This is a genomic window from Streptomyces sp. NPDC096012, assembly GCF_040426375.1.
In the GTDB taxonomy this organism is placed as follows: domain Bacteria; phylum Actinomycetota; class Actinomycetes; order Streptomycetales; family Streptomycetaceae; genus Streptomyces.
The window spans coordinates 83,777-109,939 of record NZ_JBEOTD010000019.1 but is presented as its reverse complement, the minus strand read 5'-3'; the positions used below and the strand labels follow the sequence as shown (position 1 = coordinate 109,939).

At 71.4% G+C, this 26,163-nt stretch carries 22 protein-coding genes, 1 tRNA gene and 1 pseudogene; 6 read left to right on the top strand and 18 right to left on the bottom strand.

Going from position 1 to position 26,163, the window contains the following annotated elements; genetic code table 11:
- Positions 1-99: 99 nt before the first annotated feature.
- From ABVB68_RS19865 to ABVB68_RS19855, 3 genes are all read right to left on the bottom strand, one after another.
- The gene (locus tag ABVB68_RS19865) at positions 100-741 is read right to left on the bottom strand and encodes an IclR family transcriptional regulator (RefSeq protein ID WP_353602402.1); all 642 of its coding nucleotides are present in this window, start codon (positions 739-741) and stop codon (positions 100-102) included.
- Positions 742-1,511: 770 nt separating this feature from the next.
- Positions 1,512-3,311, bottom strand: coding sequence for a DEAD/DEAH box helicase (locus ABVB68_RS19860; protein WP_353602401.1), 1,800 nt, complete (start codon positions 3,309-3,311; stop codon positions 1,512-1,514).
- 403 nt (positions 3,312-3,714) lie between these two features.
- Positions 3,715-5,151: an MFS transporter gene (locus ABVB68_RS19855; RefSeq protein ID WP_353602400.1), complete on the bottom strand. Its 1,437-nt coding sequence runs from the start codon at positions 5,149-5,151 to the stop codon at positions 3,715-3,717.
- A gap of 254 nt (positions 5,152-5,405) precedes the next feature.
- Here ABVB68_RS19855 and ABVB68_RS19850 point away from each other — a divergent pair.
- The 3 genes from ABVB68_RS19850 (at position 5,406) to ABVB68_RS19840 (ending at position 7,220) form a co-directional block, all read left to right on the top strand.
- A tRNA-Cys gene (locus ABVB68_RS19850) sits at positions 5,406-5,477 on the top strand.
- Between the two features lie 536 nt (positions 5,478-6,013).
- Positions 6,014-6,961, top strand: coding sequence for a hypothetical protein (locus ABVB68_RS19845; RefSeq protein ID WP_353602399.1), 948 nt, complete (start codon positions 6,014-6,016; stop codon positions 6,959-6,961).
- Positions 6,962-7,034: 73 nt separating this feature from the next.
- Entirely contained in the window at positions 7,035-7,220 is a 186-nt protein-coding gene (locus ABVB68_RS19840; RefSeq protein ID WP_353602398.1) for a hypothetical protein, read from the top strand.
- A gap of 92 nt (positions 7,221-7,312) precedes the next feature.
- Here ABVB68_RS19840 and ABVB68_RS19835 read toward each other — a convergent pair.
- Positions 7,313-7,927 (bottom strand): annotated as a pseudogene (locus ABVB68_RS19835) (tyrosine-type recombinase/integrase); the annotation flags it as partial.
- Positions 7,888-8,121, bottom strand: coding sequence for a hypothetical protein (locus ABVB68_RS19830; protein ID WP_353602439.1), 234 nt, complete (start codon positions 8,119-8,121; stop codon positions 7,888-7,890). The gene ABVB68_RS19830 and the pseudogene ABVB68_RS19835, both read right to left, overlap by 40 nt.
- A 957-nt stretch (positions 8,122-9,078) precedes the next feature.
- Between ABVB68_RS19830 and ABVB68_RS19820 the strand changes: the two genes are divergently transcribed.
- The gene (locus ABVB68_RS19820) at positions 9,079-10,080 is read left to right on the top strand and encodes a hypothetical protein (protein WP_353602397.1); all 1,002 of its coding nucleotides are present in this window, start codon (positions 9,079-9,081) and stop codon (positions 10,078-10,080) included.
- Between the two features lie 277 nt (positions 10,081-10,357).
- Here the strand turns inward: ABVB68_RS19820 and ABVB68_RS19815 are convergent, their stop codons facing one another.
- The 3 genes from ABVB68_RS19815 to ABVB68_RS19805 form a co-directional block, all read right to left on the bottom strand.
- Positions 10,358-10,567 carry a DUF397 domain-containing protein gene (locus ABVB68_RS19815; protein ID WP_353602396.1) on the bottom strand — a complete coding sequence of 70 codons (210 nt, stop codon included), beginning with the start codon at positions 10,565-10,567 and terminating at the stop codon, positions 10,358-10,360.
- Positions 10,564-11,427: a helix-turn-helix domain-containing protein gene (locus ABVB68_RS19810; protein ID WP_353602395.1), complete on the bottom strand. Its 864-nt coding sequence runs from the start codon at positions 11,425-11,427 to the stop codon at positions 10,564-10,566. Before ABVB68_RS19810 ends, ABVB68_RS19815 begins: the two co-directional genes overlap by 4 nt.
- Before the next feature lie 106 nt (positions 11,428-11,533).
- Positions 11,534-12,691, bottom strand: coding sequence for an SUKH-4 family immunity protein (locus ABVB68_RS19805; RefSeq protein WP_353602394.1), 1,158 nt, complete (start codon positions 12,689-12,691; stop codon positions 11,534-11,536).
- Between ABVB68_RS19805 and ABVB68_RS19800 the strand changes: the two genes are divergently transcribed.
- Positions 12,620-12,958, top strand: coding sequence for a pentapeptide repeat-containing protein (locus tag ABVB68_RS19800; protein ID WP_353602393.1), 339 nt, complete (start codon positions 12,620-12,622; stop codon positions 12,956-12,958). The genes ABVB68_RS19805 and ABVB68_RS19800 overlap by 72 nt on opposite strands.
- Here ABVB68_RS19800 and ABVB68_RS19795 read toward each other — a convergent pair.
- The 10 genes from ABVB68_RS19795 to ABVB68_RS19750 all read right to left on the bottom strand — a co-directional run bounded on the left by ABVB68_RS19795 (position 12,946) and on the right by ABVB68_RS19750 (position 24,511).
- On the bottom strand, positions 12,946-13,071 hold the full coding sequence (locus tag ABVB68_RS19795) for a hypothetical protein (RefSeq protein ID WP_353602392.1): 126 nt from the start codon (positions 13,069-13,071) through the stop codon (positions 12,946-12,948). The genes ABVB68_RS19800 and ABVB68_RS19795 overlap by 13 nt on opposite strands.
- A complete protein-coding gene (locus ABVB68_RS19790; RefSeq protein ID WP_353602391.1) occupies positions 13,068-15,374 on the bottom strand; it encodes a xanthine dehydrogenase family protein molybdopterin-binding subunit in 2,307 nt (768 codons plus the stop codon). The genes ABVB68_RS19795 and ABVB68_RS19790 overlap by 4 nt, the downstream gene beginning before the upstream one ends.
- A complete protein-coding gene (locus ABVB68_RS19785; RefSeq protein ID WP_353602390.1) occupies positions 15,371-17,572 on the bottom strand; it encodes a 2Fe-2S iron-sulfur cluster-binding protein in 2,202 nt (733 codons plus the stop codon). Before ABVB68_RS19785 ends, ABVB68_RS19790 begins: the two co-directional genes overlap by 4 nt.
- Positions 17,569-18,462, bottom strand: a complete 894-nt coding sequence (locus ABVB68_RS19780) for an FAD binding domain-containing protein (protein ID WP_353602389.1) — start codon at positions 18,460-18,462, stop codon at positions 17,569-17,571. The genes ABVB68_RS19785 and ABVB68_RS19780 overlap by 4 nt, the downstream gene beginning before the upstream one ends.
- 224 nt (positions 18,463-18,686) lie before the next feature.
- On the bottom strand, positions 18,687-20,324 hold the full coding sequence (locus ABVB68_RS19775) for a beta-N-acetylhexosaminidase (protein ID WP_353602388.1): 1,638 nt from the start codon (positions 20,322-20,324) through the stop codon (positions 18,687-18,689).
- Positions 20,325-20,326: 2 nt separating this feature from the next.
- A complete protein-coding gene (locus tag ABVB68_RS19770; protein WP_353602387.1) occupies positions 20,327-21,151 on the bottom strand; it encodes a carbohydrate ABC transporter permease in 825 nt (274 codons plus the stop codon).
- Complete coding sequence (locus ABVB68_RS19765; RefSeq protein ID WP_503006188.1) at positions 21,148-22,131, bottom strand: carbohydrate ABC transporter permease; 984 nt, start codon at positions 22,129-22,131, stop codon at positions 21,148-21,150. The genes ABVB68_RS19770 and ABVB68_RS19765 overlap by 4 nt, the downstream gene beginning before the upstream one ends.
- The gene (locus tag ABVB68_RS19760; RefSeq protein ID WP_353602385.1) at positions 22,128-23,420 is read right to left on the bottom strand and encodes an extracellular solute-binding protein; all 1,293 of its coding nucleotides are present in this window, start codon (positions 23,418-23,420) and stop codon (positions 22,128-22,130) included. Before ABVB68_RS19760 ends, ABVB68_RS19765 begins: the two co-directional genes overlap by 4 nt.
- 204 nt (positions 23,421-23,624) lie before the next feature.
- Positions 23,625-23,909: a DUF3039 domain-containing protein gene (locus tag ABVB68_RS19755; protein ID WP_330458116.1), complete on the bottom strand. Its 285-nt coding sequence runs from the start codon at positions 23,907-23,909 to the stop codon at positions 23,625-23,627.
- A gap of 29 nt (positions 23,910-23,938) precedes the next feature.
- Positions 23,939-24,511: a YqgE/AlgH family protein gene (locus ABVB68_RS19750; protein WP_353602438.1), complete on the bottom strand. Its 573-nt coding sequence runs from the start codon at positions 24,509-24,511 to the stop codon at positions 23,939-23,941.
- A gap of 277 nt (positions 24,512-24,788) precedes the next feature.
- Between ABVB68_RS19750 and murA the strand changes: the two genes are divergently transcribed.
- Complete coding sequence (gene murA, locus ABVB68_RS19745; protein ID WP_353602384.1) at positions 24,789-26,129, top strand: UDP-N-acetylglucosamine 1-carboxyvinyltransferase; 1,341 nt, start codon at positions 24,789-24,791, stop codon at positions 26,127-26,129.
- Positions 26,130-26,163: the final 34 nt, after the last annotated feature.

Below are 26,163 nucleotides of genomic sequence, written 5' to 3'. Positions count from 1 at the left end.
AGTGCCTCCGCGACCTCACGCGCCGCCTCCACCACCCGCGGCCCTACCCGCTCCGGTACGGCGTCGGTCAGCATCACCACGCCCACGCTGCCCTCACCGTCAGCGCAGTGCCTCCGCGACCTCACGCGCCGCCTCCACCACCCGCGGCCCTACCCGCTCCGGTACGGCGTCGGTCAGCATCACCACGCCCACGCTGCCCTCGACCCCCGTGACGCCGACCAGCGGCGCCGCGGCCCCGCTCGCTCCGGCCTCCAACTCGCCGTGCGTGAGCGTGTATCCGGGATCGGCGGACGGCGACTGCCGTGCGGCGAGTATCGCCCGGCCCGCCGCCCCCCGGTCCAGGGGGTGCCGGAAGCCAGCCCGGTAGGCCACGTGGTAGTCCGTCCAGGTCGGCTCGACGACGGCGACCGCCAGTGCCTCGGTACCGTCCACCAGCGTCAGATGCGCGGTCGCCCCGATGTCCTCGGCCAGCGACCGCAGCGCGGGCAACGCGGCCTCCCGGACCAGCGGATGCACCTGGCGGCCGAGCCGCAGCACGCCGAGCCCGACCCGGGCTCGGCCGCCCAGATCACGCCGTACCAGGGCGTGCTGCTCGAGCGTGGCGAGCAACCGGTACACCACGGTGCGGTTCACGCCCAGTTTGGTGGACAACTCCGTGACGGTCAGCCCGTGGTCCGTGTCGGCGAGCAGCTTGAGGACGCGCAGTCCCCGGTCGAGCGTCTGAGAGGTCTCCGCGGTCACGACGCCCACTCCTTTGGTGGTGAGGTCGGCGCCCTCTGAACGGCGGATGCGTCACCGAGTCCCGTCGGCGACGCGCTTCAGAGGCCGCCGATCGGCAGGACGGCCCGGCAGCTTCCGGGCCGAGTCGCTTCACGGCTGCGCTCCGCGGCGGCGCTGCCACGGGGCGTGTGCGTAGCGGGACAGTAGCGAAGCCGGTTCGCTGAGCGGAAGCCTTCGTCCAGAATCCGGGCAAGGGGAGATCCGGCCTGCCTGGATTCGTCCTGATACGCACATGGTGGCCGCACGACCAGCCGGAAGCCGGCCGGGCCCGGACCGAGAGCCGAACCCCGGGCGGGCGCCCGATCCCGGCCGGTCCACGGGCCGAAGCCGCCCGGAGTCGAGGCTGGACCCAAGTCGCCAGGCGCTGCGGACGCCGGGCCCGGACCGGGCGGCCTGGGTCCGGCACGGAGCCCCGCGGGCGGGAGCGGTGATCCGGGGTCCGGCGCGGAGCCCTAGTGGGCAGGAGCGGTGATCCGGGATCCGGCACGGAGGCCGGCGGGCCGGAGCCGTGGTCCGGGGACCGGGGCGAAGCCCCTGTGGGCCGGAGCCGTGGTCCGGGGACCGGGGCGAAGCCCCTGTGGGCCGGAGCCGTGATCCGGGGACCGGGGCGAAGCCCCTGTGGGCTGGAGCCGTGATCCGGGGTTCGGGGCGGAGCCCCGTGGCGGTCGGTCTTCGGCCGACCGAGTCGGGTGGGCGGGTGGGAAAACAAGACACGGCACCCCAGCGGAGCGTCACCGCATCCGCGTGGCCCACTCCCGCACCTTGTCGATCCGCTGCCGCAGCTGCCCCGCCGTGGCCTCCGCACTCGGCGGCCCCCCGCACACCCGCCGCAGCTCGGTGTGGATGACCCCGTGCGGCTTGCCGCTCTGGTGGACGTACGCGCCGACCAGGGTGTTGAGCTGCTTGCGCAGCTCCATCATCTCCTTGTGCGAGACGATCGGCCGCCGCTCGGCCGGCAGCTCCAGCAGGTCCGCCTCGCTGTCGGGCTTCTTCCGGCTGTGCGCGATCTGCCGGGCCTGCCGCTTCTGCAGCAGCATCTGCACCTGGTCGGGCTCCAGCAGCCCCGGAATGCCCAGGTAGTCCTGCTCCTCCTCGCTGCCGGGGTGGGCCTGCATACCGAACTCGGCACCGTCGTAGAGCACCCGGTCGAAGACGGCCTCGGACTCCAGCGCCTCGAAGGCGAACTGCTCCTGCTCGCCGGTGTCCTCGTCCTGCTCCTTGTTCGCCTCCTCCATCTCCTTCTCGGATTCGGCGTACGGGTCCTCCTCGCCCTCCTTCTTCGGCTTGTCGAGGGCGTGGTCCCGCTCCTTCTCCATCTCGTTGGCGAAGGTCAGCAGATCGGGCACGGTCGGCAGGAACACCGAGGCGGTCTCACCGCGCCGCCGGGACCGCACGAAACGCCCGACGGCCTGGGCGAAGAACAGCGGGGTGGAGATGGTCGTGGCGTAGACACCCACCGCGAGCCGGGGCACGTCGACGCCCTCGGACACCATCCGCACGGCGACCATCCACCGGTCCTCGCTCGCGCTGAAGTCGTCGATCCGCTTCGAGGCGCCGGCGTCGTCGGACAGCACGAGGGTCGCCTTCGTGCCGGTGATCTCACGGATCAGCTTGGCGTAGGCGCGGGCGGATTCCTGGTCGGAGGCGATGACGAGGGCACCGGCGTCCGGGATGGCCTTCCTGACCTCGGTCAGCCGCTGGTCGGCGGCGCGCAGCACGCTCGGCATCCATTCGCCGCGCGGGTCGAGCGCCGTACGCCAGGCCTGGCTGACCGCGTCCTTGGTCATCGGCTCGCCGAGCCGGGCGGCGATCTCGTCGCCGGCCTTGGTGCGCCAGCGCATGTTGCCGCTGTAGGAGAGGAAGATGACCGGCCGCACGACGTGGTCGGCGAGCGCGTTGCCGTACCCGTAGGTGTAGTCGGCGGAGGAGCGCCGGATCCCGTCCGCCCCCTCCTCGTACGTCACGAAGGGGATGGGGTTGGTGTCCGACCGGAACGGCGTACCGGTCAGCGCCAGCCGCCGCGTGGCCGGCTCGAACGCCTCCAGGCACGCCTCGCCCCAGGACTTGGAGTCACCGGCGTGGTGGATCTCGTCGAGGATCACGAGGGTCTTGCGCTGCTCCACCCGGTTGCGGTGAAGCATCGGGCGTACGCCGACACCGGCGTAGGTGACCGCGACGCCGTCGTACTCCTTGCCGAGCGGTCCCGCGCTGTACTCGGGATCGAGCTTGATCCCTATCCGTGCGGCCGCCTCCGCCCACTGCTTCTTCAGGTGCTCGGTCGGCGCGACCACGGTCACCTGCTGCACGACGTGGTGGTGCAGCAGCCAGGAGGCGAGGGTCAGCGCGAAGGTCGTCTTGCCGGCGCCGGGCGTGGCGACGGCGAGGAAGTCGCGCGGCTGCTCCTGGACGTACCTCTCCATCGCCCCCTGCTGCCAGGCACGCAGCTTGCTGGCGGTGCCCCACGGGGCCCGGCCGGGGAAGGCGGGCGAGAGGTGGTGGGTGGATGCGGAGGAAGCGGCGGTGGTAGTCACGGTCTCCGTGGCAAGGGGTCGGTGACGGGCGGGCGGTTCGGCTGCGTACGACAACCGGGCCACCCTACCGGCGCCGCCCACCCGTCAACGCCCGGACAACGCCGGGTCCCCCTCGGGTGGGACCCACGTCACAACTCCCGCACCCGCCCCACGCGCACGACAAGGGCTCACCGCTCCGGCACCGCTCCCGGATCCGTATTCGTATCCGTACGCGCTCCCGCACTCACCGCTCCGGCGCCGTATCCGCTCCCGCACCCACGGCTCCCGGTCCGTATCCGCTCCCGGACTGACAGCGCGGGCTCACCCCTCCCGGACCGGTATCCGCTCCCACACCGACGACGCCGGCTCACCGCACCCGTACCCGTATCCGCTCCCGGATCCGCCGGGTCACCCAGGCTCCGGCTCACCGCTCCCGTACCCGCCGGGTCACCCAGGCTCCGGCCAGGGCCACCACCGCCATCGGCAGGAACACGGCCGCGAAGGCGGCGGGGTGGCCACCGGCGGCCGTGGTGGCCGGGCCGGCCGCCGCGCTGCCGCCGCCCAGGGCCGCGAAGGCCGCTCCGGTCCCCGACAGGAGGACGACGTTGGAGAGGGCGTCGGAGATCTGCAGCGCGGCCGAGTTGGCACCGGCCTCCTCCGGGGCGGACAGCCGCAGCAGGAGCACGCTGGTGGAGGAGATCACCAGTCCCATGCCCAGGCAGCCGAAGCCCCAGGCGACGGCGACCGTCCAGACGGGCACGGAGTGCACCAGCACGCTGGGCGCGGTCACGATCGCGGCGGCGACCAGCACCATCCCGGCGGTCATCAGCCGCTCCCGGTACGGCGCCACGCGCGGCCGGGACTGCACCCAGGAGCCCAGCGCCCAGGTACCGCCGCCGGCCGCGAGCGAGAACCCCGCGAGCGTCGGAGAGAGCCCGCGCTGGGTGACCAGCATCAGCGGGACGAAGGACTCGGCGGCGATGAAGGAACCGGCGGACAGCCCGCGCAGCAGCACGACCGAGGGCAGTCCCCGGGCCGCGCGGTAGGTTCCGCGCGGGAGGAGCCCGAGGACGGCGGGCACGAGCAGGGCGGCTCCGGCCAGACCGGGAAGCAGGGAGAGCGGCCGCAGGTCCTGGGCGGCGTACTGGAGGAGCCCGGCGCCGAGCGAGATGCCGAGCGCGAGCCGGATGCGGCGGCGGTCGAAGGAGGCCGCGCCCGCGTCCGCGTCGACCGGCCCGGCCGCCCGCCGCCGTATCTGCGGCAGGGCGAGGGCGAGCGGGAACACGACGAGGACGGGGATGCCGAGGAAGACCCAGCGCCAGCCGAGGTGCTCGGTGACGGCGCCGGCGGCGAGGGGGCCGACGATGGAGGGTACGACCCAGCCGGCCGCGAAGGCCGCCATGATCGCGGGCCGCAGCCGTTCCGGGTAGGCGCGGCCGACGACGACGTACAGGGCGACGATGACCAGCCCGCCGCCGAGTCCCTGCACGGCCCGTCCGAGGATGAACACCCACATCGCCTGCGCGGTCCCGGCGACGACGAGACCGGCGGCGAAGGCGCCGATCCCCGCGGTCAGCGCGCCGAGGGGGCCGCGCCGGTCGGACCACTGCCCGGCGAGGACCATCCCGAAGAGGCTGGTCGTGAAGTACCCGGAGAAGGCGAAGGCGTACAGCGCCACGCCGTCCAGTTCCCGCGCGGCGACGGGCATCGCGGTGCCGACGGCGGTCGCCTCGAAGGCGATCAGCAGCACGACGGACACGATGCCGACACTGAGCGAACGATAGGACCGGCTCAGCACGCCGCCGTCCGGTGCGACGGCCTGGCCCACGACAGCGGCGACACGGGATTCGACGGCACTCATGGCCGCCAGCGTAAGGCCCGACACCGAGTTTGACGCCTGTCAGGAGACCGACCTCCCCTCAGCCCTTGGACGTACGCCCACCCCCACTTCGGGGCGCCCCTGTGGTGCGTGCCCGGGCTCGGTCGCCGCCGGATCCGCAGCACATCCAGGGCCGGCCCGGCCGCCTTCATGAACGGCGTATGGCAGCCCTGTTGCAACCCCCCGTCCACCCTTGAACCCCGCCCGGCTCCCCCATACGTTCTTCTCACGAACACGGCCGTGTGCCCGAGTGGTTCAGGGGCTCGCCTGCAAAGCGAGTTACGTGGGTTCGAATCCCGCCACGGCCTCTGGTGACTTGACCAGGCAAAACGAAAGGGGCGGCACCCCATGCGGGGTGCCGCCCTCTTGGTCGCCCGTCTCAGTCGGCAAGGCGAGCGCCCACGCCCTTCCCGTCGGCGGCACACGATAGCCCTGGCAACCCGAAGGACGTGGGCAGAGCTGTAGTAGCGCTGGACGCCTGGCCCTCACGCGGTCTGCGCGATGAGCCGTGCGACATATGCGCACACCGACATGGTCGGCCACGCCCCAAAGGACGGCGAGCGACGAGGCGAGCGCTGGGCCCCGCCGATGGCCGCGACCGATGGAACGCCCGAACCGAGGGTTCCTGCGCCCCGCGCCAGCCCGTCTTTAAGGCCCGCTGTAGGCGGAAAATGCCCTCGAACACCAGTGCGCTGATCGGTTAGCGTGGCCCCCGATCGGCCGACGTCGCGCCTGACCAGCGCTGAATGACGGGCGGCCGGACTACGGAGGGGAAAACAACTTGAAGAGGACAACTGTCCGCCGTCTCACGCGGACGGGCGCCACAGCCTTGCTCGCTGCCACGATGATGGCCGGCACCATTGCCAGCGCGTCTGCGGCCGACGGCTCACCGACCGCGCCCGCGGAATCGGCACCGCACATCGTCAGTGCAGCCCAGTACACCGAGGAAGGCGGCGCGGACCCGCAGTCCATGGCGCCTGTCGGCGAGGTGTCGCCAGCCCAGGGCGCCAGTGTGCAGGAACTCACGGACCTTTTGACCAAGACGACCGGGCTCGGCCTCATGCAGGCGCCCGCAGTCGCGGACTACGAGAAGGTCGGCCAGTCGCTCACGTTCAGTCTCGGGGACGAGAACGTCGTGCGCCCGCTCAACATCACCCGCCTGACCGTCCACGGAGACGTGCCATCGTCGGTGCTCTCATCCGATGGCGACACGACGCGGACGACCACGCTGCCCAGTGGCAGTCAGCTGTTCACCGCTACGGGCAACGACGGCGTGAGGGTCAGCACTCTGTCCCAGGACGGCCAGCTGACCCTGTGGGAAGCCCCGGCCGTCTCGGCGCAGCACACCTACGGCACCGAGGACTTGGTGCGCTGGGCTACCACGGTTGACGAGCGGAATATCCCGGCGTCCCACTCCCCGGTTCGAGGCCTCACCCGAGCAGCCAAGCCTCACTGCCAGCTGATCCACAGCAAGGCGCCTTACCTACACGGGGGTTGGACAAGCATCCAGGCTGATGCGCAGATGCTGTGCAACCAGAGTGGCAAAGCCAACTTCGAAGCCTCGCTGCGCCAGTACCAGGGGCTCAGCATCTGGAGGACCAAGGATGTCCGGGGGTACACGAACGCGCAGGGCCAGACCTTCTCGCTCCTCCTGCACTACGAGTGCTCACGGCTCACCTCCAGCGGGTGGATCTACCGTGAGGACATCGGTAACGCGACCCTGCGCAACGGCAACGGCTACTGGGGGGACCACAATGTCTGGTCCAATACGGCCACGATCCACTGCGCATAGAACGCCCCCCAAGCGGCTATCGTGGGTGCGCGGGGATATAGGCCAGGCGCACTCTGACTGAACGGGGAAACGGGTGCAGAACGAGCAACGCCGCCCTGATTCGGCGGATCTCGTCGTGGCCGGATGCGGATGGCTGCTCATCGTGGCCGTGATCTCTCTGCCTGGCCTCCTGCTGAAAGACGGACCGCTGACCGCATACATGGCCACTGTAGGCGGGCTGATCGGCTTCCTCTGGGCCCGCAAGAGGCTGCACCGCTGACGGGCCTTGTTCTCTGCCCCGAATCACCCTGGGCAAGCCGGAACTTCCGGATTGCCCAGGGCTCAGTGGTGGCTTACTCGCCAGCGTGCAAGCTAGGACTCCGGGGCCGTCTCGGTCTCCCAAATCAGGCCATCCACCTGCCTCGCGATGTCCGTCCGCACGGCGTCCACCATGTGCTGGTAGCGAGCGGCCATGGCGGTGGTCGACCACCCCATGAGGCCCATGACGGCCCGCTCGGGGACACCGAGAATGAGTAGGACCGTGGCGGCGGTGTGACGCGCGTCGTGCAAACGCCCGTCCCTCACGTTCGCCTCAGAGAGAAGCGCCTTCCACTCGGTCCAGTCCCGGCGGTGTGACGGGCTTCGGCCGTACTCATCCGGGAAGACCAAGCCGTTTTCCTCCCAGTGCTTCCCAGCCTCCGTTCGCTCCGCTTCCTGCGCCTTGAGATGCGCATGAAGTAGGTCAACGAGCTGTTCGGGGAGACCGACCGCGCGACGGCCGGCACGCGACTTGGTAGTGGACAACTCCGGGTTGGTTCGTCTCCTCTGCGGGCAGTACCCGGCCGCCTTGCGTCCGCAGGGCTCCGCACACCCGTGGGCGTATTGCGGCCGGTGACGACTGCGTCGGACAACTAGGAACCCACCCGCAAGGTCCACGTCATCCCACTTCAACCCCAGCACCCCCGCAGAAAGGCCGGAACCGAGCGCTGACCTGCGGTGATGCGGCGGGCGGGCGGTGATGGGCCGTGCTCGCGGGCCCGGTGGGCGTACTGCTGGCGGACGTAGCCGCGCGGGTCCTTCTCGGCCTGTTCCGCGCGCCTGTAGCACGTGGTGCGGCCGACGCGGAGTCGGCGGGCAGCCTCCTCGACGGTGAGGAGAACCAGGGTCGGGTCGCGAGGGATTCGCGCTTTTCCATGATGTCGTCCGGGGTGTCCCCTTGACGCAGTCCGAGGGCCAGCGCGACGGCCCACCGTGCGGAGTTGCGATGCTGGTCGAAGCAACGAGACGCCAAGACCGTGAAGAAGCCTCGCAAGGCGTGGACGGTCAAGACATGGCTGACGCACTGGATCGAGAATGTTGCGCCCCTCGCCGTCCGGGGATGAGGTGCTTCCGCACAGCGACCCCGTATCCGACCATCGTGTTGTCGTTGACCCCCTCGCACTGGATCTGAAGCCCCGGCGTGATGCCAGCGATGGTGACCGTCTGCGGGCGCCAGTGTTCTCCCCGCGTCGTCGGCACGCGCATCACGGCGGGCCCGATGACCGTCAGCTCCGCTTCCACGATCACGGGCTTCATCGCGGTCTTGAGCTGTTTCTCAGCCTTGCTCGGCCGCCGGAGCCCCGCAGAAATCCGCGATATTCCGCAAAAATCAGGCAAAGCGAGTTACGTGGGTTCGAATCCCGCCACGGGCTCAAGTGCCTTGACCAGGCAGGACGACAGGGCGGCACCCCGCAGGGGTGCCGCCCTTCTCTCCGTCCGTCTCGGTCTCCGGGGGTGCGCCCATCGCTCGGACTCCGACGCGCCCGGTTCCGCGCCATCGCCCTGCGCACCGCGGGCCAACTCGCCCTGCGCGGCGACGCCATCGCTCACAGGTGCACCGCGGAGGTCCGCGTCAAGGAGGCCTTGGTCAGGTGGCTGCGTAGCTCCTGTGGGGCCGTCGGCGTTGGGGCTCACGCTTCCTGTGCGCCGACGTTGATTCCAACGGATGAAGCTGACGGGGGCGCTGCGTTTCCACCGCATCGCATTTGCGATCACTGTGGTGGCATCCGTGCAACGTCGTCCGCTGACACCCGACCTGATGTGGCGGTTCGACGTGTCATCTACCGGACAGGAAAGATCAGATGTTCGCTCGAAGACTGATGCGTTCGCTGGGCAGCGTTGTTGTGGTGCTGGGCACCGCAATGTCGCTGTCTGTCACAGCCAGCGCTGCTGCCGCCTCTCGCCAGGAACCGCTACTGGAAATCACCAAGACGGCGCAGACCCCGGAACCGTTCACGCCGGGCAGCACGATCCAGTACACCATCACGGTCACCAACGTCGGAGCCGGCGTCACCAACGGAAACATCACAGTCACCGACGCGCCGGGGCCAGGACTGACCCTGATCGGCATGCAGGGCCAGGGGTGGACATGCACGGGGAACCAGTGCATCACACCCACGGTCCTGGCGCCCTCCGGCTTCCCAGGTGACTCACTGTCGATCACGGTCACTGCGGCCGTGGCCTCGAACCCACCGAGCCAAGTGTGCAACGGTGCCGGCGTCTCGGGAGGCAACGCCCCACCGAGGACGACCCAGGTCTGCAACACGGTCGCGGTACCGCCCACGCCGGCCCAGCTGTCGATCACCAAGACCCACTCCGGCACCTTCGCCCAGGGTGGAACGGGGACCTACACCCTCACCGTGTCCAACGCCTCGAACGCCGGGACGACCAGCGGGACGGTGACCGTGACGGACACCCTGCCCGCAGGGGTCACCTTCGGCAACGCCACCGGCAACGGATGGACCTGCAGCGAGGCTTCGGGCACCGTCACCTGCACCCGCAGCGACGCACTGGCCCCGGGAGCGAGTTACCCGCCGATCACGCTGACCGTCAACATCACCTCCGGTGCAGCGTGCACCTTCACCAACTCCGCGACGGTCTCCGGTGGAGGCAGCCAGTCAAGAACCGCCGGCGACGCCACGACGCTCACCGGTGGCACCTGCAACGGCGGAGGCGGCAACGGCGGCGGAGGCGGTGGTTCGATCCTCCCCATCAACCTCAGCGGCCTTCTGCCTGCCTACAACAACATCAGCATCAACAACCCGGTGCACAGCCCTGGCACGACCAACAACACGACTCAGAACTTCGGTTTGACCTCGTGACGCCCAACGAGCAGCCCTCGGCCAGGAGCGCGCCCCGGTGGTCAGTTGACTGGACGCTTCCGTCCCGCCGGTGATCACCGATGAGATGTGGACCGGATCGAGCCGCTGGTGGCGGCCGCTCCGGTCCGCGTCCGGCTGCTGGGCCGACCGCCGCCGAACCAACCTGCGAAGCGAGGCACGTGGGTCCGATTCCCGCCACGGCCTCTTTCTTTTCCACCAGGACGGCAGCAGGGTGCGGCACCTCGCGAAGGTGCCGCACCCTGTTGTCGTACGGGACTCAGTTCTGGGACGCGTACGTCACGAAGTCTGTCCAGGCGTCCGGTGTGAGGGCGAGCTGCGGGCCGCCGAGGTTCTTCGAGTCGCGGATGTGCACCGCGCCGGGAGCGGTGGCCACCTCCACGCAGGACTCGCCGTTGGTACCGCTGCTGTAGCTGCTCTTGAACCACGCCAGAGCCGAAGCGCCCTCGGCGGAGGTCTTGCGCATCATGTCTCCCCAAGCAGTTTCTCGATGAAGGCGAGCGACTCCCGTGGCGGAAGAGCCTGCGCCCGAATGGTGCCGTGCTGCAACTCCAGGATGCGGAGCTGCTTCGGTTCGGAGACGGGTCGGCCGTTGAACAGACCGTCGGAACGGCCCACCGCCGTACCGTCCGAGAACTTCAGCAACTCGATCTTGCCGTCGAGCCCAGGATGGGCATCCGTGTCCGTCGGCATGACCTGCAGTGCGACGTTACGCAACCGCCCCACCTCCAACAGACGTTCGAGCTGCCGCTGCCACACCATTGTGCCCCCGACCTGTCGGCGCAGGACGGCCTCTTCCAGCACGAAATGAATCGAAGGGGCGGGGTCGCGCCCGAACACCGACTGCCGGTCCAGGCGGGCCGCCACCATGCGGTCCACATCGTCCGGCGAGTACGGCGGCTGCGCTGCCTCGATCAACGCTCGGGCGTGTTCAGGCGTCTGCAACAACCCGTGGACGCTGTTGCACTCGTACACACCGATCTCGACGGCCTTGCTCTCCAGCTCCTTCAGCTCGCGCACCTTCTTCGGGTACCGGACCTTCTCCACGTCCTCCTTCATCGCCGAGAGCAGGCCGCCCGCCCCCAGGACCTCGTCGGCCCGGTCCAGGTACTCCGGTCTGGGGATCCGCTTCCCGCCCTCGATTTTGTAGACCATGTCCTCCCCGTAGCCGACGGCCTTGCCGAAGTCGCCGGCCTTCATGCCCACCGCTTCTCGCCGCAGCTTCAACTGCCGTCCGACGGTGGTGATGACGGCGACACCCCACTCGTCGTCCGGGTCCACCGGCCAGCCCCGTTCGCTGACCGCATCCTTGACCGGCTCGTCGTCCATGTCGGCCGCCCCTCCGTGACTGTGCGTATCGGCATCGACACGCATCACGGTAGGGGCCTCCGACACGCTCAGTGAGCGGGATGGGGAAATTGCGCGGCCGGGTGGTTCAGAGGGTTTCGTGGGGGGCGTCCTGGAGGATTTCCGTCCAGTAGTGCCAGGCCGTCTCGGGGAGCGTTGCCGTGGGGTCGAGGGTGGTCAGGGTGTGGAGCATGGCCGCGGCCAGCTGGTCGTAGGCCCGGGTGGTGAGTTCGCGGCCCAGGTGTGCGTCGATCGTGCGCTCGTGGTGCAGGAGGAAGAGCGTGAAGGCGAGCGTGGAGACGTCCGTGTTGAGGGGGTGGAGCGTCGCCCCGGATTCGCTGAAGGTCAGGACCGCGCCCGTTCTGCCGTCGAGCACCAGGCTGCTCTCCTCGGCCAGCCGGCCGAGGCGGATCAAGTGGTCGCAGTGGGCCGGCAGTTCGTCCACGAGGTGGCCACCGTGTGCGTCGGTGAAGTACTCGCGGAGGGTCGGCAGGGGGACGTCCGTGTCGGCGTGGAAGAGGACCGCCTCCTCGGGCAGCCCCGTCTCGCGCAGGAAGCGGCGGGTCGGCTCGTGGGTGAGCGTGGCGGGGAAGTCGACCTCTTCGAAGCGGGCCACCCTGCCGTGGCCGAACTCCTGGTCCATCACGCGTGCGGGGACGTCCAGGGTGAGGCCGGTCGCGGTACCCGGGCCCGCGACGAGGGCGAGCGGGCGGATCAGTGCGGCCGCCTTCCAGTACGGCGGGACCCTGCCGTCCGTGCCCTCCTCGAAGAGGGCGAGCAGGCGGCGGGAGGCCTCGGCCACCGTACCGGGGCCGAACCGGCCGGCCGGTGAGGCCAGCCGGACCCGCAGGCCCGCCAGTTCCTCGGTGACCGCGGCGAATCTCAGGAGCGTGTCCAGGGAGGGCGCGAAAGGGCGCGGGTCGGACGGCTGGAAGAGGTAGGCCGTGGTGATCTCGCCCGTGGCGCCGTCGAGCAGGATGGACTCGGGCGGCATGCCCGCGGGGTTGAGCAGTTCGCCTATGACCAGGCGGCTGCGCAGCTCCTCCGCCACCCGGAAGGGGCCGCCGGCCGCGTCGGCGAGTGTGCGCAGGCCGTGCGTGCGCAGCGGGGAGAAGGTCAGCAGGTCGGTCTCCGCGGGCAGGCCGGGGCCGGTGAGCAGGCCGCGCGTCGGCGCGTGCGTGACGTACCGGTCCAGCTCCGCCTCGGTCAGCGTGATCGCCGTACTCCTGGTGTCGGTCGTGCTCATCGCTCCCCCGCGGTCTTCCCCGTGCCTGCCCGTGCGAGTACGTCGTCGTGCGCGATCGTGCGCCGGGTGCGGTGCCCCCACTGCCCAGCACAGTACGCCGCCCCACTGACAACGGCCCTCCGCAGCGATGACGTCCGGGGCCGCGGAGCCGTTCCGGGTCCGCGGCGGTCGCCCTCAGGTCACGTGAACCCGGGTGACGTGAACTCGGGTCACGTGAACCCGGGTGACGTGAACCTGGGTGACGTGAACCCGGGTCACGTGAAGTAGATGCCGCCCAGCACGACGGCCAGGGCCGCCGCGAGGAACAACAGGACCCACAGCACCAGCTTCCCGACGCTCGGCGGAGGTTCGTAGCGGGGCTCTTCGGGCGGTGTGCTCACCGGGCGGTCACCGCCGCCTGCGGACGGATCGGGAGGCGGTTGACCGGGCGGCCGGTGGCCGCGCGGACGGCGGCGGCGATCGCCGCGGGGGCCGTGACCACCGGGACCGCGCTGACCGACTTGGCGCCGAAGGGCGCGACCACGTCCCGTTCCTCGACCAGCTTGACGATCCGGATGTCCGGCGCGTCGAGGACGGTCGGCAGGGCGTATCCGGTCAGGTCCGGGTGGCGGATCAGGCCGCGCGGTGTGCGCAGGTTCTCGGTGAGGGCGATCCCGACGCCCTGGGTCACGCCCGCCTCGATCCGGGCCGCCAGCTGCACCGGGTTGAGGATCCGGCCCACGTCCTGGGCGACCGCCAGCTCCACCACCCGGACCGAGCCCAGTTCGATGTCGACGTCCACCACCGCGCGGATCGCGCAGAAGGCGAGGCCCACGAAGGCGTCACCCTGACCGGCGGCGTCCAGGGGCTCGGTGGGGTGCGGCCGGCACTGGGCCGTGGCCCACAGCTCCTTGCCGTCCAGCGCCTCGGTGACGGTCGTCGACAGCACACCGTCGTACGAGGTGATCTTGCCGTCGGTGATCTGCAGGAGTTCGGTGGACATGCCGAACTTGTGGGCCAGGGGCTGCAGGAGCTGGGCGCGGACCATCTTCGCCGCGCGCTCCACCGCGCCGCCCGACACCCAGGTGTGGCGGCTGCGGCAGCCCGCGCCGGCCGGGGGCTGGTCGGTGTCGACCGGGGCCACGTGGACTTCCTCGATGCCGAGGGTCTCCTGGACGATCTGCCGGGCCAGGGTGGTGAAGCCCTGGCCGGTCTCCACGGCAGCGCACAGGACGGTCGCGACGCCGTCGTGGACCTTGACCGTCGCCGTGGACACCTCGTCGGCGCCCTCCGCGCCGAGCATGTGCACCATGCCCAGGCCGTAGCCGACCCCCCGGCGCACCGCGCCCGGTTCGCCCGCGCCCTCGGGGCCGCCGGGCAGCAGCCACTCCTCCTCGGGCGTGTCCTTGGGCAGTGCGGGCAGCGGGAAGTCGCGCACGGACTGCAGGAGTTCGGCGACGGGCGCCGGGCAGGTCACCGTCTGGCCGATCGGCAGGACGTCACCGGTCGCGAGGACGTTGCGCAGGCGCAGCTCGGCCGGGTCCAGGCCCAGCTTCTTCGCGAGCTTGTCCATCTGGGCCTCGTAGGCGGCGCACACCTGCATGGCGCCCTCGCCGCGCACGTGGCCGGAGGGCGGGTTGTTGGTGCGGACGGCCCAGCCCTCGATGAAGGCGTTGGGGACGACGTACGGGCCGCACGCGAAGGAGACGGCGGCGGCCAGAGCGTCGGCGGAGGTGTCGGCGTACGCGCCCGCGTCGAGCAGGATCTGCGCCTCGACCTTGACCAGCTTGCCCTCGGCGTCGGCGTGGTGGCGGTACCTGAGCAGCGTCGGATGACGGTGGGCGTGACCGAGGAAGGACTCCTCGCGGGTGGCCGTGAGCTTCACCGGGCAGCCGGTCTTGAGCGCGAGCAGGCCGAGGGGGAGCTGGAAGCCCTGGTCCTCGCGGTCGGCGGTGGCCCCGGGCACCCCGGTGACGACGATCTTCACCCGATCCGGGGAGAGGCCGTAGCAGGCGGCGGCCGAGTTCCGGTCGGTGTGCGGGTCGGTGGAGGCGAGGTACAGCTCGACCCCGCCGTCGGGCCGGGGTACGGCGAGGCCGGCCTCGGCGCCGACGGGAGCCGGGTCCTGGCGGCCGATGCGGTACAGGCCCTCGACGACGACCTCGCCGGCCGTGTCCGGGTCGCCGTGGCGCAGCGGGATGTGCCGGATCAGGTTCCCGTCGGGGTGCAGCGGCTCGGCCTCGAAGGCGTGCTCGGGGTCGGTGACCGGGTCGAGCAGCTCGTACTCGACGATGACGGCCGCGGCGGCCATCCGCGCGGTGTCCGGGTGGTCGGCGGCGACGGCCGCGATGGGCTCGCCGTGGTGGCGTACGACCTCGGAGGCGAAGACCGGGCGGTCGGGGGTGCCCCGGCCGTGCCGGGGGGTGCCGGGGACGTCCTCGTGGGTGACGACGGCCCGTACGCCGGGCATCGCGCGCGCGTGGCCGGTGTCGATCGACACGATCCGCGCGTGCGCGTGCGGGGAGCGCAGGACGGCCGCCCACAGCAGGCCCTCCGCCCACAGGTCGGCCGCGTACGGGAAGGTGCCCTCGGTCTTGGCGCGGGCGTCGGCGTGCGGCAGGGAGGCGCCGATGCCGTGCGGCAGCGGTTCGGCCGCGGGGGCGGACTCCGCCGCGGTGGTCGCGATGCCGGCTTCGTTGCTCACGCCTGGCCTCCGTCCTGGCCGTAGTGCTGGTCGTGCGGTCCGGGGGCGCCGTACGGGTCGGGCGGCGCGTCGCCGTAGCCGTCCGGCGCGTGCCCGTACCCGTTCGATCCGTCGCCGTAGCCGTCCTGCGGGTCCCCGTAGCCGTTCGCCGCGTCGCCGTAGCCGTTCGGTGTCCCGCCGTACGGGCCCTGCGGTTCGCCGTGGCCGCCCTGCGCGTCCCCGTAGCCGGCGGGAGCGCTCCGGGGGGTGTCGAACGCGCCCGGCGCCTCGAACGCCGACGGGTTGACGCCACCGGAACCGGGGCCCGCCTGGTGCGGGATGCGTGCCTCGCCCGCGTCCGTCTCGGGGCCGGCGTGCGCGGCCTCGCGTTCGGCGACGACCTCCTTGACGGCATCCAGGACGCCCCGGTAGCCGGAGCAGCGGCACAGGTTGCCGCACAGGGCCTGCCGGGTCTCCAGCTCGCTCGGCGCCGGGTTGCCCTCCAGCAGGTCGTGCACGGTCATCGCCATGCCCGGCACGCAGAACCCGCACTGCACGGCACCGCACCGGGCGAGCGCGCGCTGCACGTCGGACGGCTGCCCGTCCGCGGCCAGGCCCTCGACCGTACGCACCTCGCTGCCGGCCGCGGTGACCGCCGGGACCAGGCAGGAGGCGACCAGCCGCCCCTCGACCTGCACGTTGCAGGACCCGCACTCGCCCTGCGAGCAGCCGTCCTTGGCGCCCGCGAGACCGAGCCGTTCCCGCAGGACGTACAGCAGGGACTCGCCGATCCAGGCGTCGGTGACGGGACGGTCGGCGCCGTTGACGCGCAGGACGTAGGAGGCGAGGGGGTGGTCGTCGTGCGGTGCGAGCGGTGCGGCCGGGTCCTCGGCGCCGCCCTGGACCGTGTCGTCCGCCGCGTCCCCGGCCGTGTCGCCGGTCCCGCCCTCGGGCATGTCGCCCGCGGTGCCCGGCGAGCCCGAGTCGGCGGCGTGTCCGGGTACGGCACCCTCGGCGGCGTGTTCCGGTCCGTCGGCGCTCGCCGCGTCGGAGTCGGGCGCCGGGGCGCTGTCGGACGCCGGGTCGTCGGTCCGTCCCTGGCCGTCGGTCCGTCCCTGGGCGGTGGCGGCCGCCGGGTCCGTCGTGGCCGGTGAGTCGAACCGCGCCGACGCGTCGTCCGTGTCCGCCGCCGTGGCGGCCTGACGCCGGTCCGCCGGGCCTGCGGGCTCCTCGTGCCCCGCCGGGCCGTCAGCGGGTCGCTCAGACGCCTCCGCGGGGCCGTGGGATCCGGCGCCCGCGTCGGGGACGGCGGGGCCGTGGACGCCCGCGTCCGGGGCCGCGCCGGAGCCCGTCTCCGCATCCTGTGCCGGCCGCGTCGCGGTCGCACCGGGCGCTGCCTGCGCGGCGGTTCCGCCGGACGTCTCGCTCTGCCCGGCGTCCACGCGCCCGTGACCCGCGTGCCCCTGCTCGGCGTGCCCGTCCTCCGCGGGCCCGTTCGGCCGGTCGTTCTCCGCGTGGCCGGCCGGGCCGGGTCCGTACCCCTCGTGCGGGGCGTAGCCGTCGGGTCCCTCCGGCGCGTGCGCCGGGGCCGGGGCCGCGGGGTGGGCGCCGGTGTGGTCGGGCAGGGGTGCGGCGGGGCCGTCCGGGGTCCGCGGCTGCGCGGGCTGGTCCCAGGGGCCGCCCGCGCCGTCCGTCGCCCAGGGCGCCGCAGCGCCGCCGGGCAGGGTGGCGGGCGGGGTGCCGCCCCACTGCTCGACCAGTGAGGACGTGGTGAATTCGCCCGATTCGTCCGGAAGCTCGCCACCGGCGACGGGGATGGACCACTGCCCGGTGACGTCGTGCCCGGCCGGGGCCGGGGCCGGGGGCTCCTCGAAGGTCCAGTGCTGGGTGGCGCCCGGCTGGTAGGTGAACCGGTCGGCGGCCTCCGTGGACTGCGCCGGGTGCGTGGCGTTCGGGTCGGGCCACTGGGCGCCGGCGGCGGGTGCCGTCCAGGTGCCGGGGGCCGCGGGGTCGCCGGTCCCGGGGGTGACCGCTATCTGCGGCGGCACATAGCCGTGACCGGGTGCGGCGAGCGGGCTGTCGCCGGACAGCAGGGCCTCGATGCCGCCTTCGGGGAGCTTGACGAAGGCGGTGGCGCCGTCGTCGTAGTCGCCCTGGGGCAGCGGGTTCCAGCGTCCGCCGCCCTGGGGCGTGCCCTCTCCGTGCTGGTCGTCGGTCACGACAGCGCCCTCCCCAGTGCTCGTCGGGCCAGCGCGGCGACGGTGCGCCGCAGGTGCAGTACGGCGGGCGGAAGCGGGGCCACCGAGCCGTCGGGCTCGGGTGCCGGATCGGGGATGCAGGCCGCGGCGACGTACTCGCCGAAGGCGTTCAGGGCCTCCGGGACGAGGGCGCGGTCGTTGTCCCAGTCGATGAGTTGCGCGACCCACTGCTCGGCCTCCAGGGGCCGCAGCGGCATCGGCGCTATGGCTCCGACGGCGCACCGCACCCCGCGCCGGGCGGGGTCGAGGACGAGGGCCACGGAGGCCAGTGCGCGGCCCGGGCCGGTGCGTCCGGTGGCCTTCAGGAAGACCTGCGGGGCGTGCAGCAGGGGCACGCGCACGTAGCCGATCAGCTCGCCGGCGCCCAGCATCTCCACGCCGGCCAGCAGGTGCGAGACCGGGATCTCCCGGCGGGCTCCGCCCGGGCCCGCGATGACCAGTGTCGCCTCCAGGGCGGCCAGCACCGGGAGCGCGTCCCCGGTGGGGGCGGCGGAGGCGATGTTGCCGCCGAGCGTGCCGGCGTTGCGGATGTGCGGCGGGCCCGCGGCGCGCGCCGCGGCGGCGAGCGCGGGGATGAGGGCCGCGAAGTCGGGCCGACCCATGCGGGCGTGGGTGAGGCCCGCGCCGAGCAGCGCGTGGCCGTCCTGGTACTGCCAGCCGCGGATCTCGCTGATCCGCCCGAGGCCCACCAGGGCGGTGGGCCTGAGCTGGCCGGAGTTGACGGCGGCCATGAGGTCGGTGCCGCCCGCGACCGGAACCGCGACGGGCATGGCGGCCAGGGCCGCCACGGCCTCGTCCAGTGTCGTGGGCAGCGTGACGGCCTGCGCCGCCTGCGGTGCGTGCGTGGTCAAACCGGCTGCCCCTTCCCGCTGCCCCACCTGGTCCCACCTGTGTGGCCGTACGGTACGTGCTCACAGGGCGGACGTGGCAACTCTGGCACATCTTCGCAAGGGCCGAACGCGGGGGTCCGCTAGGAGGCATTCGCCCACCTCATCAGGGAGATGGTCCGTTTTCACACGGCATCACCGGTGCGCGCGGATTGCCACTCTTCGGTGACCGTCGGGTTCTTTTTCCGTTACTTGTTCGGGGGCGGACCCTCGATCGGGCGTCCGAGCACACCCGGGCGCCGCTGCCAGGGCCGGGGGCCGGTGGGCGGCCGGTAGGCGACGCCGAGGGCGTCGAGCCGCCGGTAGTGGGCGGTCATCCGGCGCTCGAACCCGGCGAAGTCCCGTTCCGCCGGGGCGGGCAGCCGGCTCCAGGCCACCTCGGCGAAGGCCGCGAGCCGGGGGAAGGCCTGGTAGTCCACGCGCGCGCTGTCCTCCAGCACCTCGGTCCACACGTTCGCCTGGGTGCCCAGGATGTGCCCGGCCTCCGCCTCGGTGAGGCCGGGCGGCACGGGTTCGAACCGGTAGACGTCCTCCAGGGTGCGCACGAAGCCGATCGGCACCGGTTCGTCCTCGCCCGGTGCCTGGCGGTGGTCCAGGTAGACGTACTGCTCGGGGCACATGACCACGTCGTGGCCGGCTCGCGCGGCGGTGACGCCGCCCGCGTATCCGCGCCAGGAGGAGACCGCCGCGTTCTTCGCGAGGCCGCCCTCCAGGATCTCGTCCCAGCCGATGAGGCGGCGGCCGCGTGCGGCGAGCCAGGCGTCGAAGTGCCCGATGAACCAGGACTGCAGTTCCTCAACGTCGGTGAGACCGAGGTCGGCGATGCGGGTCTTGGCGGCCACCGACCGGCTCCACTGCTCCTTGCGGCATTCGTCGCCGCCGACGTGGACGAACCGCGACGGGAACAGCTCCAGAACCTCCTCGAACACCCCCTCGTAGAAGCGCAGGGTGGTGTCGGTGGGGGCCAGTACGTTGGAGCAGATACCCCAGGTGTCCATGACGGAGAGGGCGGTGGTGTCGATGACGTCGGTGTTGCCGAGTTCCGGGTACGCGGCGATGGCGGCCTGCGAGTGGCCCGGTACGTCGATTTCCGGGACGACGGTGATATGCCGCTCGGCGGCGTAGGCGACGATCTCGCGGATGTCGTCCTGGGTGTAGTAACCCCCGTGCGGCTTCTCCTCCCACAGCGGTGAGGCCCGGTGACCGAATTTCGACCGCGCTCGCCAGGAGGCGATCTCGGTCAGCTTCGGGTAGCGCTTGATCTCGATGCGCCAGCCCTGGTCGTCCGTCAGATGGAAGTGGAAGACGTTGAGTTTGTGGGCGGCCATCAGATCCAGGTAGCGCAGCACGCCTTCCTTGGGCATGAAGTGCCGGGCGACGTCGAGGAGAAGGCCGCGCCAGCCGAACCGCGGCGAGTCCTGGAGGCGCACCAGGGGAAGCCGCCATTGCCTGCCGGGCAGCGGGGCACGCCGGAAGGCGTCCGGGCCGAGGAGCTGCCGCAGCGTCTGGGCGCCCCAGAAGAGGCCCGCCGGGCCGCCTCCCACCAGGTGGACACCGGTGCGCTCGACGGTGAGCCGGTAGCCCTCCTCGCCGAGTTCCCCGGTGACCCCAGGGTGCGTGGAGAGCCGCACGACGTCGGTGACTTCGGTGTTCCCGGCGTCCTCGGGGGCGAGGGGCAGGCCGGTGGCCGCGCCCAGGGTGGCGCGCAGCCAGCGCTCCGTTCCCGCCCCGCCCTCCCCCGCGGCGAGCCCGGTGCCGGGCCCCAGTTCGAAGAAGCCGTCCCCGTAGGCCGTCATGTCGAGGGGCGCCGGAATCACATCCACCATGTTCAATCCTTAACCGCTCCGCCCAGTCCCGAGACCAGACGGCGCTGAACGAGTACGAAGAAGACCAGCACCGGAATCGTCATCACCGTGGAGGCGGCCATGACCCCGCCCCAGTCCGGCTCGTCCGGCTTGTAGAACACCAGCAGGGCCATCGGCAGGGTCGACTGCGAGGTGTCGCTGATGATGAAGGACTTGGCGAACAGGAAGTCGTTCCAGGCCGAGATGAAGGAGAAGACGCTCGTGGCCACCAGGCCGGGCAGAACGAGGGGGAAAAGGATCTGCCAGAGGAATCGCCCGCGGCTCGCCCCGTCGAGGTACGCGGCCTCCTCCAGGGCCTCGGGAACCGCTTTCACGAACCCACGCAGCATCCAGATCGCGAAGGGGAGCGAGAAGGCGATGTGCGGCAGGATCAGCGAGCCGAGGGTGTTCAGCTGACCGAAGTCCCGCATGAGGAAGAACAGCGGGATCGTGAGGGCTTCCACGGGCACCATCTGGGCCACCAGGAACATGATCAGCAGGGTGGTTCGGAAGCGGAAACGGAATCGCGTCACGGCGGTCGCCGCGAGAAAGGCGATCAGCGCGGAGGCGATCACCACACTTCCCGCCACCACCAGGCTGTTGACGAAGTACCGGCCGAATTCCTGTTGCCCGAAGACCCGGCGGAAGGCGTCCAGGGACGGGGCGAGCGTCCAGGGCCTCGGCCGGTCGGACTGGATCTCCCCGGTCGGCTTGAAGGCGCTCAGCACCATCCAGTACAGCGGGAAGGCCACCACGACGGCGGCGAGCAGCGCCGTCCCTTCGGCGAGCAGCCGCCAGGGCCGCCTCACAGCTCCTCCCCCTGCCGGCGCAGCAGCCGCAGGTACCCGAGGGTCACGGCCAGCAGGAGCAGCAGCATCACCACGCCGATCGCCGAGCCGAGCCCGTACTGCGAGGACGCGAACGCCTGCTGGTAGGCGTACACGTTGAGCACCAGGTTCTGGCCCGCGATGCCACCGCCGTCGGTCATGACGTAGATCTGGGTGAACACCTTGAAGTCCCAGATGACCGACTGGATGGTGACGACGGTGAGGATCGGCCGGAGCATCGGCGCCAGCACCGAGCGCCAGATCCGCCACTGCGAGGCGCCGTCCAGGGCGGCGGCCTCCAGCACCTCGGCCGGCACGGAGCGGATGCCGGCGTAGACGGTCACCATCACGAACGGGAAGGAGCACCAGACCACTTCGAGCAGCACGAGCAGGAAGGCGCTGTACCGGCCGTAGGTCCAGGAGTGGTCCCCCAGCCCCAGCAGCCGGTCGACGGGTCCGAAGTCCGGGTCGAACAGGAACAGCCACACGGTGGAGCCGGTGACCGCCGGGGTGGCCCAGGCGCCGAGCGCGGCCAGCAGCAGGGCCAGCCGCGGTACGGCACGCACGCGGGTGAGGAGGACGGCGAGGGCGCAGCCGACGGCGAGGGTGGAGCCGACACAGGCCGCGGCGAAGACCACGGTGGCCAGCAGCACCTGCCAGAACCGCCCGTCGGAGAACAGGTCCGTGTAGTTGCCGAACCCCCGGAAGACGGCCGGTTCCCCGCCGCTGACCTGTGCCTGGGTGTAGTGGAAGAGGGAGATCAGCCCGAGCTGGTAGACGGGGTAGACGAGCAGTGCGCCGAGGACGACGAGGGCGGGCGCCAGGTACAGCCAGGGAGTGGAGCGGCCGGCCCGGGGGCGCGGGGCGGTGACGTACGCGGCTCTGCCGGGCGGCCGCGTGGGGCCGGGCACGGCCGGCGCCCGCCCATGGTCTGCGGGCGCCGGCTTGCCGGGCGCCCTCATCCGGCCGAGCCGAACGCGTCGTTCATCTTGGCCGCGGCCGACCGGGCAGCGGCGTCCACGCTCTTCCTGCCGCTGATCACCTCCTGGAACATGGTCGGCAGCAGCAGCGAGGAGTCGATCTGCGACCAGGCGGCCGAGGCGGGGACGAACTTCGTGCCGGCCGCCAGGGTCCGCACGAAGGGCTTCACGAACGGCTCCCGGGCCGCGGCCTGCTGTCGTACGTCCGTGAACGTGGGCAGGAAGCCCATCGCGTCGAACAGGGCCGACTGCGTCCTCTTGGAGGCCAGCCGTTCCATGAGGTCCACGGCGAGCGTGCGGTGTGCGGTGCTCTTCAGGACGCCGATGTTGTTGCCGCCCGCGAACGCCGGGGCGATCGAGCCGGGGGCCACACCCGGCAGCGGTACGACCGCGTACCTGCCCTTGACCTTGCCCGCCTCCACGGCCGCGTGGCTGAAGTCGCCGCCGATCGCCATGCCGGCCTTGCCGGCCGCGAACGCGGTCACCGTGTCGTTGCCGCCCATGCCCGCGCACTTGGCGGCGGGGCAGTTGGTGTCGGAGAACAGCGAGGTGTAGGCCTTGATGCCCTTGCGTGCGGCCGCGCCGTCGATCGCGGAGGCGTACGAGCCGCTCCTGCCGGTCGCCAGGTCACCGCCGTTGGCCCAGATGAAGGGCATCGCGCCGTAGGTGTAGGCGCCGCCGACGACCAGGCCGTACAGGTCGGGCCTCGCGGCGCGGACGGCACGGGCCGTGGTGGCCAGTTCGGCCAGGGACCTGGGCGGTCGGAGGCCGAGTTCCCGGAAGACGTCGGTGCGGTAGTACAGGGCGCGGACGCCGACGTAGAGGGGGGCGCCGTAGACCTTGCCGTCCACGGTGACGGACTGCCGGGCGGTGGGGTCGGTGTCCTTGGCCTCGCCCCAGGTGCCGAACTCGTGGGTGACGTCGAGGAGTCCGCCGTCGTGGACGTAGCCGGCGGTGTCGGTGTTGCCGTACTCGATGACGTCCGGGGCGGACTTCGGGTCGTTGAAGGCGGCCTTGACGCGCTGGGCGCGGGTCTCCACGGGGATGTACTCGACCGCGACGTCGGTGTGCTCGTGGGCCTTCTCGAAGGCGGTGACGACGCTGTCGACGACCTTCTTCTTCGGCTCGTTGCCGACCTCCTGGAAGAGCCACACCCGCAGGGTGCCGCTTCTGTCGTCCCGGCCGGAGGCTGAGCCGGAGGCGGACTGGGGGGCGCAGGCGGTCGCGACGACCAGGGTGAGCAGCGCGGCGAGTGGGGCGGACAGCTTCATGGAGCGTTCCTCCGGAGAATGTGCGTTGCAACATGTGCAATGACTGTTTCGCTCTGCACAACACCAGGAGGCTAAGGACTACATGAACATGGCGACAAGAGGTCTCCACCACTTCGTGACCGGAAAACACGAAGGCCCCCGGCGGACGCGCGGGTCGCGCGCGTGCCGGGGGCCTCGCGGAATCTCAGGCCGGCGGGGAGGGCGTCACTTCTTCTTGTCGCCGCCCTTGTCGTCGCCCCCGCTGCTCATGGACTCGTAGATCTCCTTGCACATGGGGCACACGGGGTACTTCTTCGGGTCACGGCCCGGCACCCAGACCTTGCCGCACAACGCCACGACGGGGGTGCCGTCGAGGGCGCTCGCCATGATCTTGTCCTTCTGGACGTAGTGGGCGAAGCGCTCGTGGTCGCCGTCGCCGTGGGACACCTGTGGCGTCGGCTCTACGAGGGTCCCCGTACCAGTCCCGCGCTCGGGCTCAAGAGTGCTCATACCGCCCAGGGTACTGAAGCGCGGGGGCATCAGTTGAGCGAAGGGTCGTCCGGATACGTGGCCACCATCGCCAGCTCGTTGCGCTGGCGGCGCAGCACCTCGCGCCAGAGCCTCTCCGGCGCCGGCGAGGAGACGTCGCCCGGTTCGGACTCGACCACGTACCAGGCGCCCTCGACCAGCTCGTCCTCCAGCTGACCGGGTCCCCAGCCGGCGTAACCGGCGAAGATCCGCAGGCCGCCCAGGGCCGAGGCGAGCAGCTCCGGCGGTGCCTCCAGGTCGACCAGGCCGATCGCGCCGTACACCCGCCGCCAGCCGAGGGGGGCACGGTCGCCGTTCGAGCCGCCCGGGATGACCGCCACGCCGAGCGCCGAGTCCAGTGACACCGGGCCGCCCTGGAAGACCACACCGGGCTCGCCCGCGAGATCCGCCCAGCCCTCCAGGATGTCGCCCACGTCCACCGGGGTGGGCCGGTTCAGGACGACACCGAGGGAGCCCTCCTCGTCGTGGTCGAGAAGGAGCACCACCGCACGGTCGAAGTTCGGGTCCGCCAAGGCGGGCGTGGCCACGAGCAGCCGCCCTGTGAGCGAGGACACCTCGGTCATGCCAGACATGATCCCGCATCTTTCCCCGATGTGGGGAGCCAATCGGGCGCACCGGAGGGAACGCAGCTCAGGGCGCGGGGGTGCGGCCCCGGCGCACATCCGCGTCCCGTGACGTCGCGTGCCCGACGGAGAACGGTTCGTGTTGTGACACACCTATGACGTGACTGCGCCGTCCTCAGGCTTACGGGCGAGGGGTGATCGGCGACTACCCTGTCTTCCCGGCCCCTGCGCACAGTGATCGGCCGGCCCCTGCCCAACTCATCGGAACGCGAGATTCATGACCGTCAACGACGATGTCCTGCTTGTCCACGGCGGAACCCCGCTGGAGGGCGAGATCCGTGTCCGAGGTGCGAAGAACCTCGTACCGAAGGCCATGGTCGCCGCCCTGCTGGGCAGCGCGCCGAGCCGACTGCGCAATGTTCCCGACATCCGTGACGTGCGGGTCGTACGCGGCCTGCTCCAGCTGCACGGCGTGACGGTCCGTCCGGGCGAGGAGCCCGGTGAGCTGGTGCTCGACCCGACGCACGTCGAGAGCGCCAACGTGGCTGACATCGATGCCCACGCGGGCTCCAGCCGCATCCCGATCCTCTTCTGCGGCCCGCTGCTGCACCGCCTCGGCCACGCGTTCATCCCGGGCCTGGGCGGCTGTGACATCGGCGGCCGGCCCATCGACTTCCACTTCGACGTGCTGCGCCAGTTCGGCGCGACCATCGAGAAGCGCGCGGACGGGCAGTACCTGGAGGCTCCGCAGCGGCTGCGCGGAACGAAGATCCGGCTGCCGTACCCCTCCGTCGGCGCGACCGAGCAGGTGCTGCTGACGGCCGTACTCGCCGAGGGCGTCACGGAGTTGTCCAACGCGGCCGTCGAGCCGGAGATCGAGGACCTCATCTGCGTGCTGCAGAAGATGGGCGCGATCATCGCGATGGACACGGACCGGACGATCCGCATCACCGGTGTGGACCAGCTCGGCGGGTACACCCACATGGCCCTGGCGGACCGCCTGGAGGCCGCTTCCTGGGCGTCGGCGGCGCTGGCGACCAATGGCAACATCTACATCCGCGGCGCCCAGCAGCGCTCGATGATGACGTTCCTGAACACCTACCGGAAGGTGGGCGGCGCCTTCGAGATCGACGACGAGGGCATCCGGTTCTGGCACCCGGGCGGCCAGCTGAAGTCCATCGCGCTGGAGACGGACGTGCACCCCGGCTTCCAGACCGACTGGCAGCAGCCGCTGGTGGTGGCGCTGACCCAGGCGACCGGCCTGTCCATCATCCACGAGACGGTGTACGAGTCCCGGCTGGGCTTCACCTCCGCGCTCAACCAGATGGGCGCCCACATCCAGCTCTACCGCGAGTGCCTGGGCGGCTCCGACTGCCGCTTCGGCCAGCGCAACTTCCTGCACTCCGCGGTCGTCTCGGGACCGACCAAGCTGCAGGGCGCCGACCTGGTCATCCCCGACCTGCGCGGCGGCTTCTCGTACCTCATCGCGGCCCTCGCGGCCGAGGGCACCTCGCGCGTCCACGGCATCGAGCTGATCAACCGCGGCTACGAGAACTTCATGGAGAAGCTCGTGGAGCTGGGCGCCAAGGTCGAGCTTCCGGGCAAGGCACTGGGCTGACCGGCGCGCCCGGCCGGGCCCGAGACACCCCCGG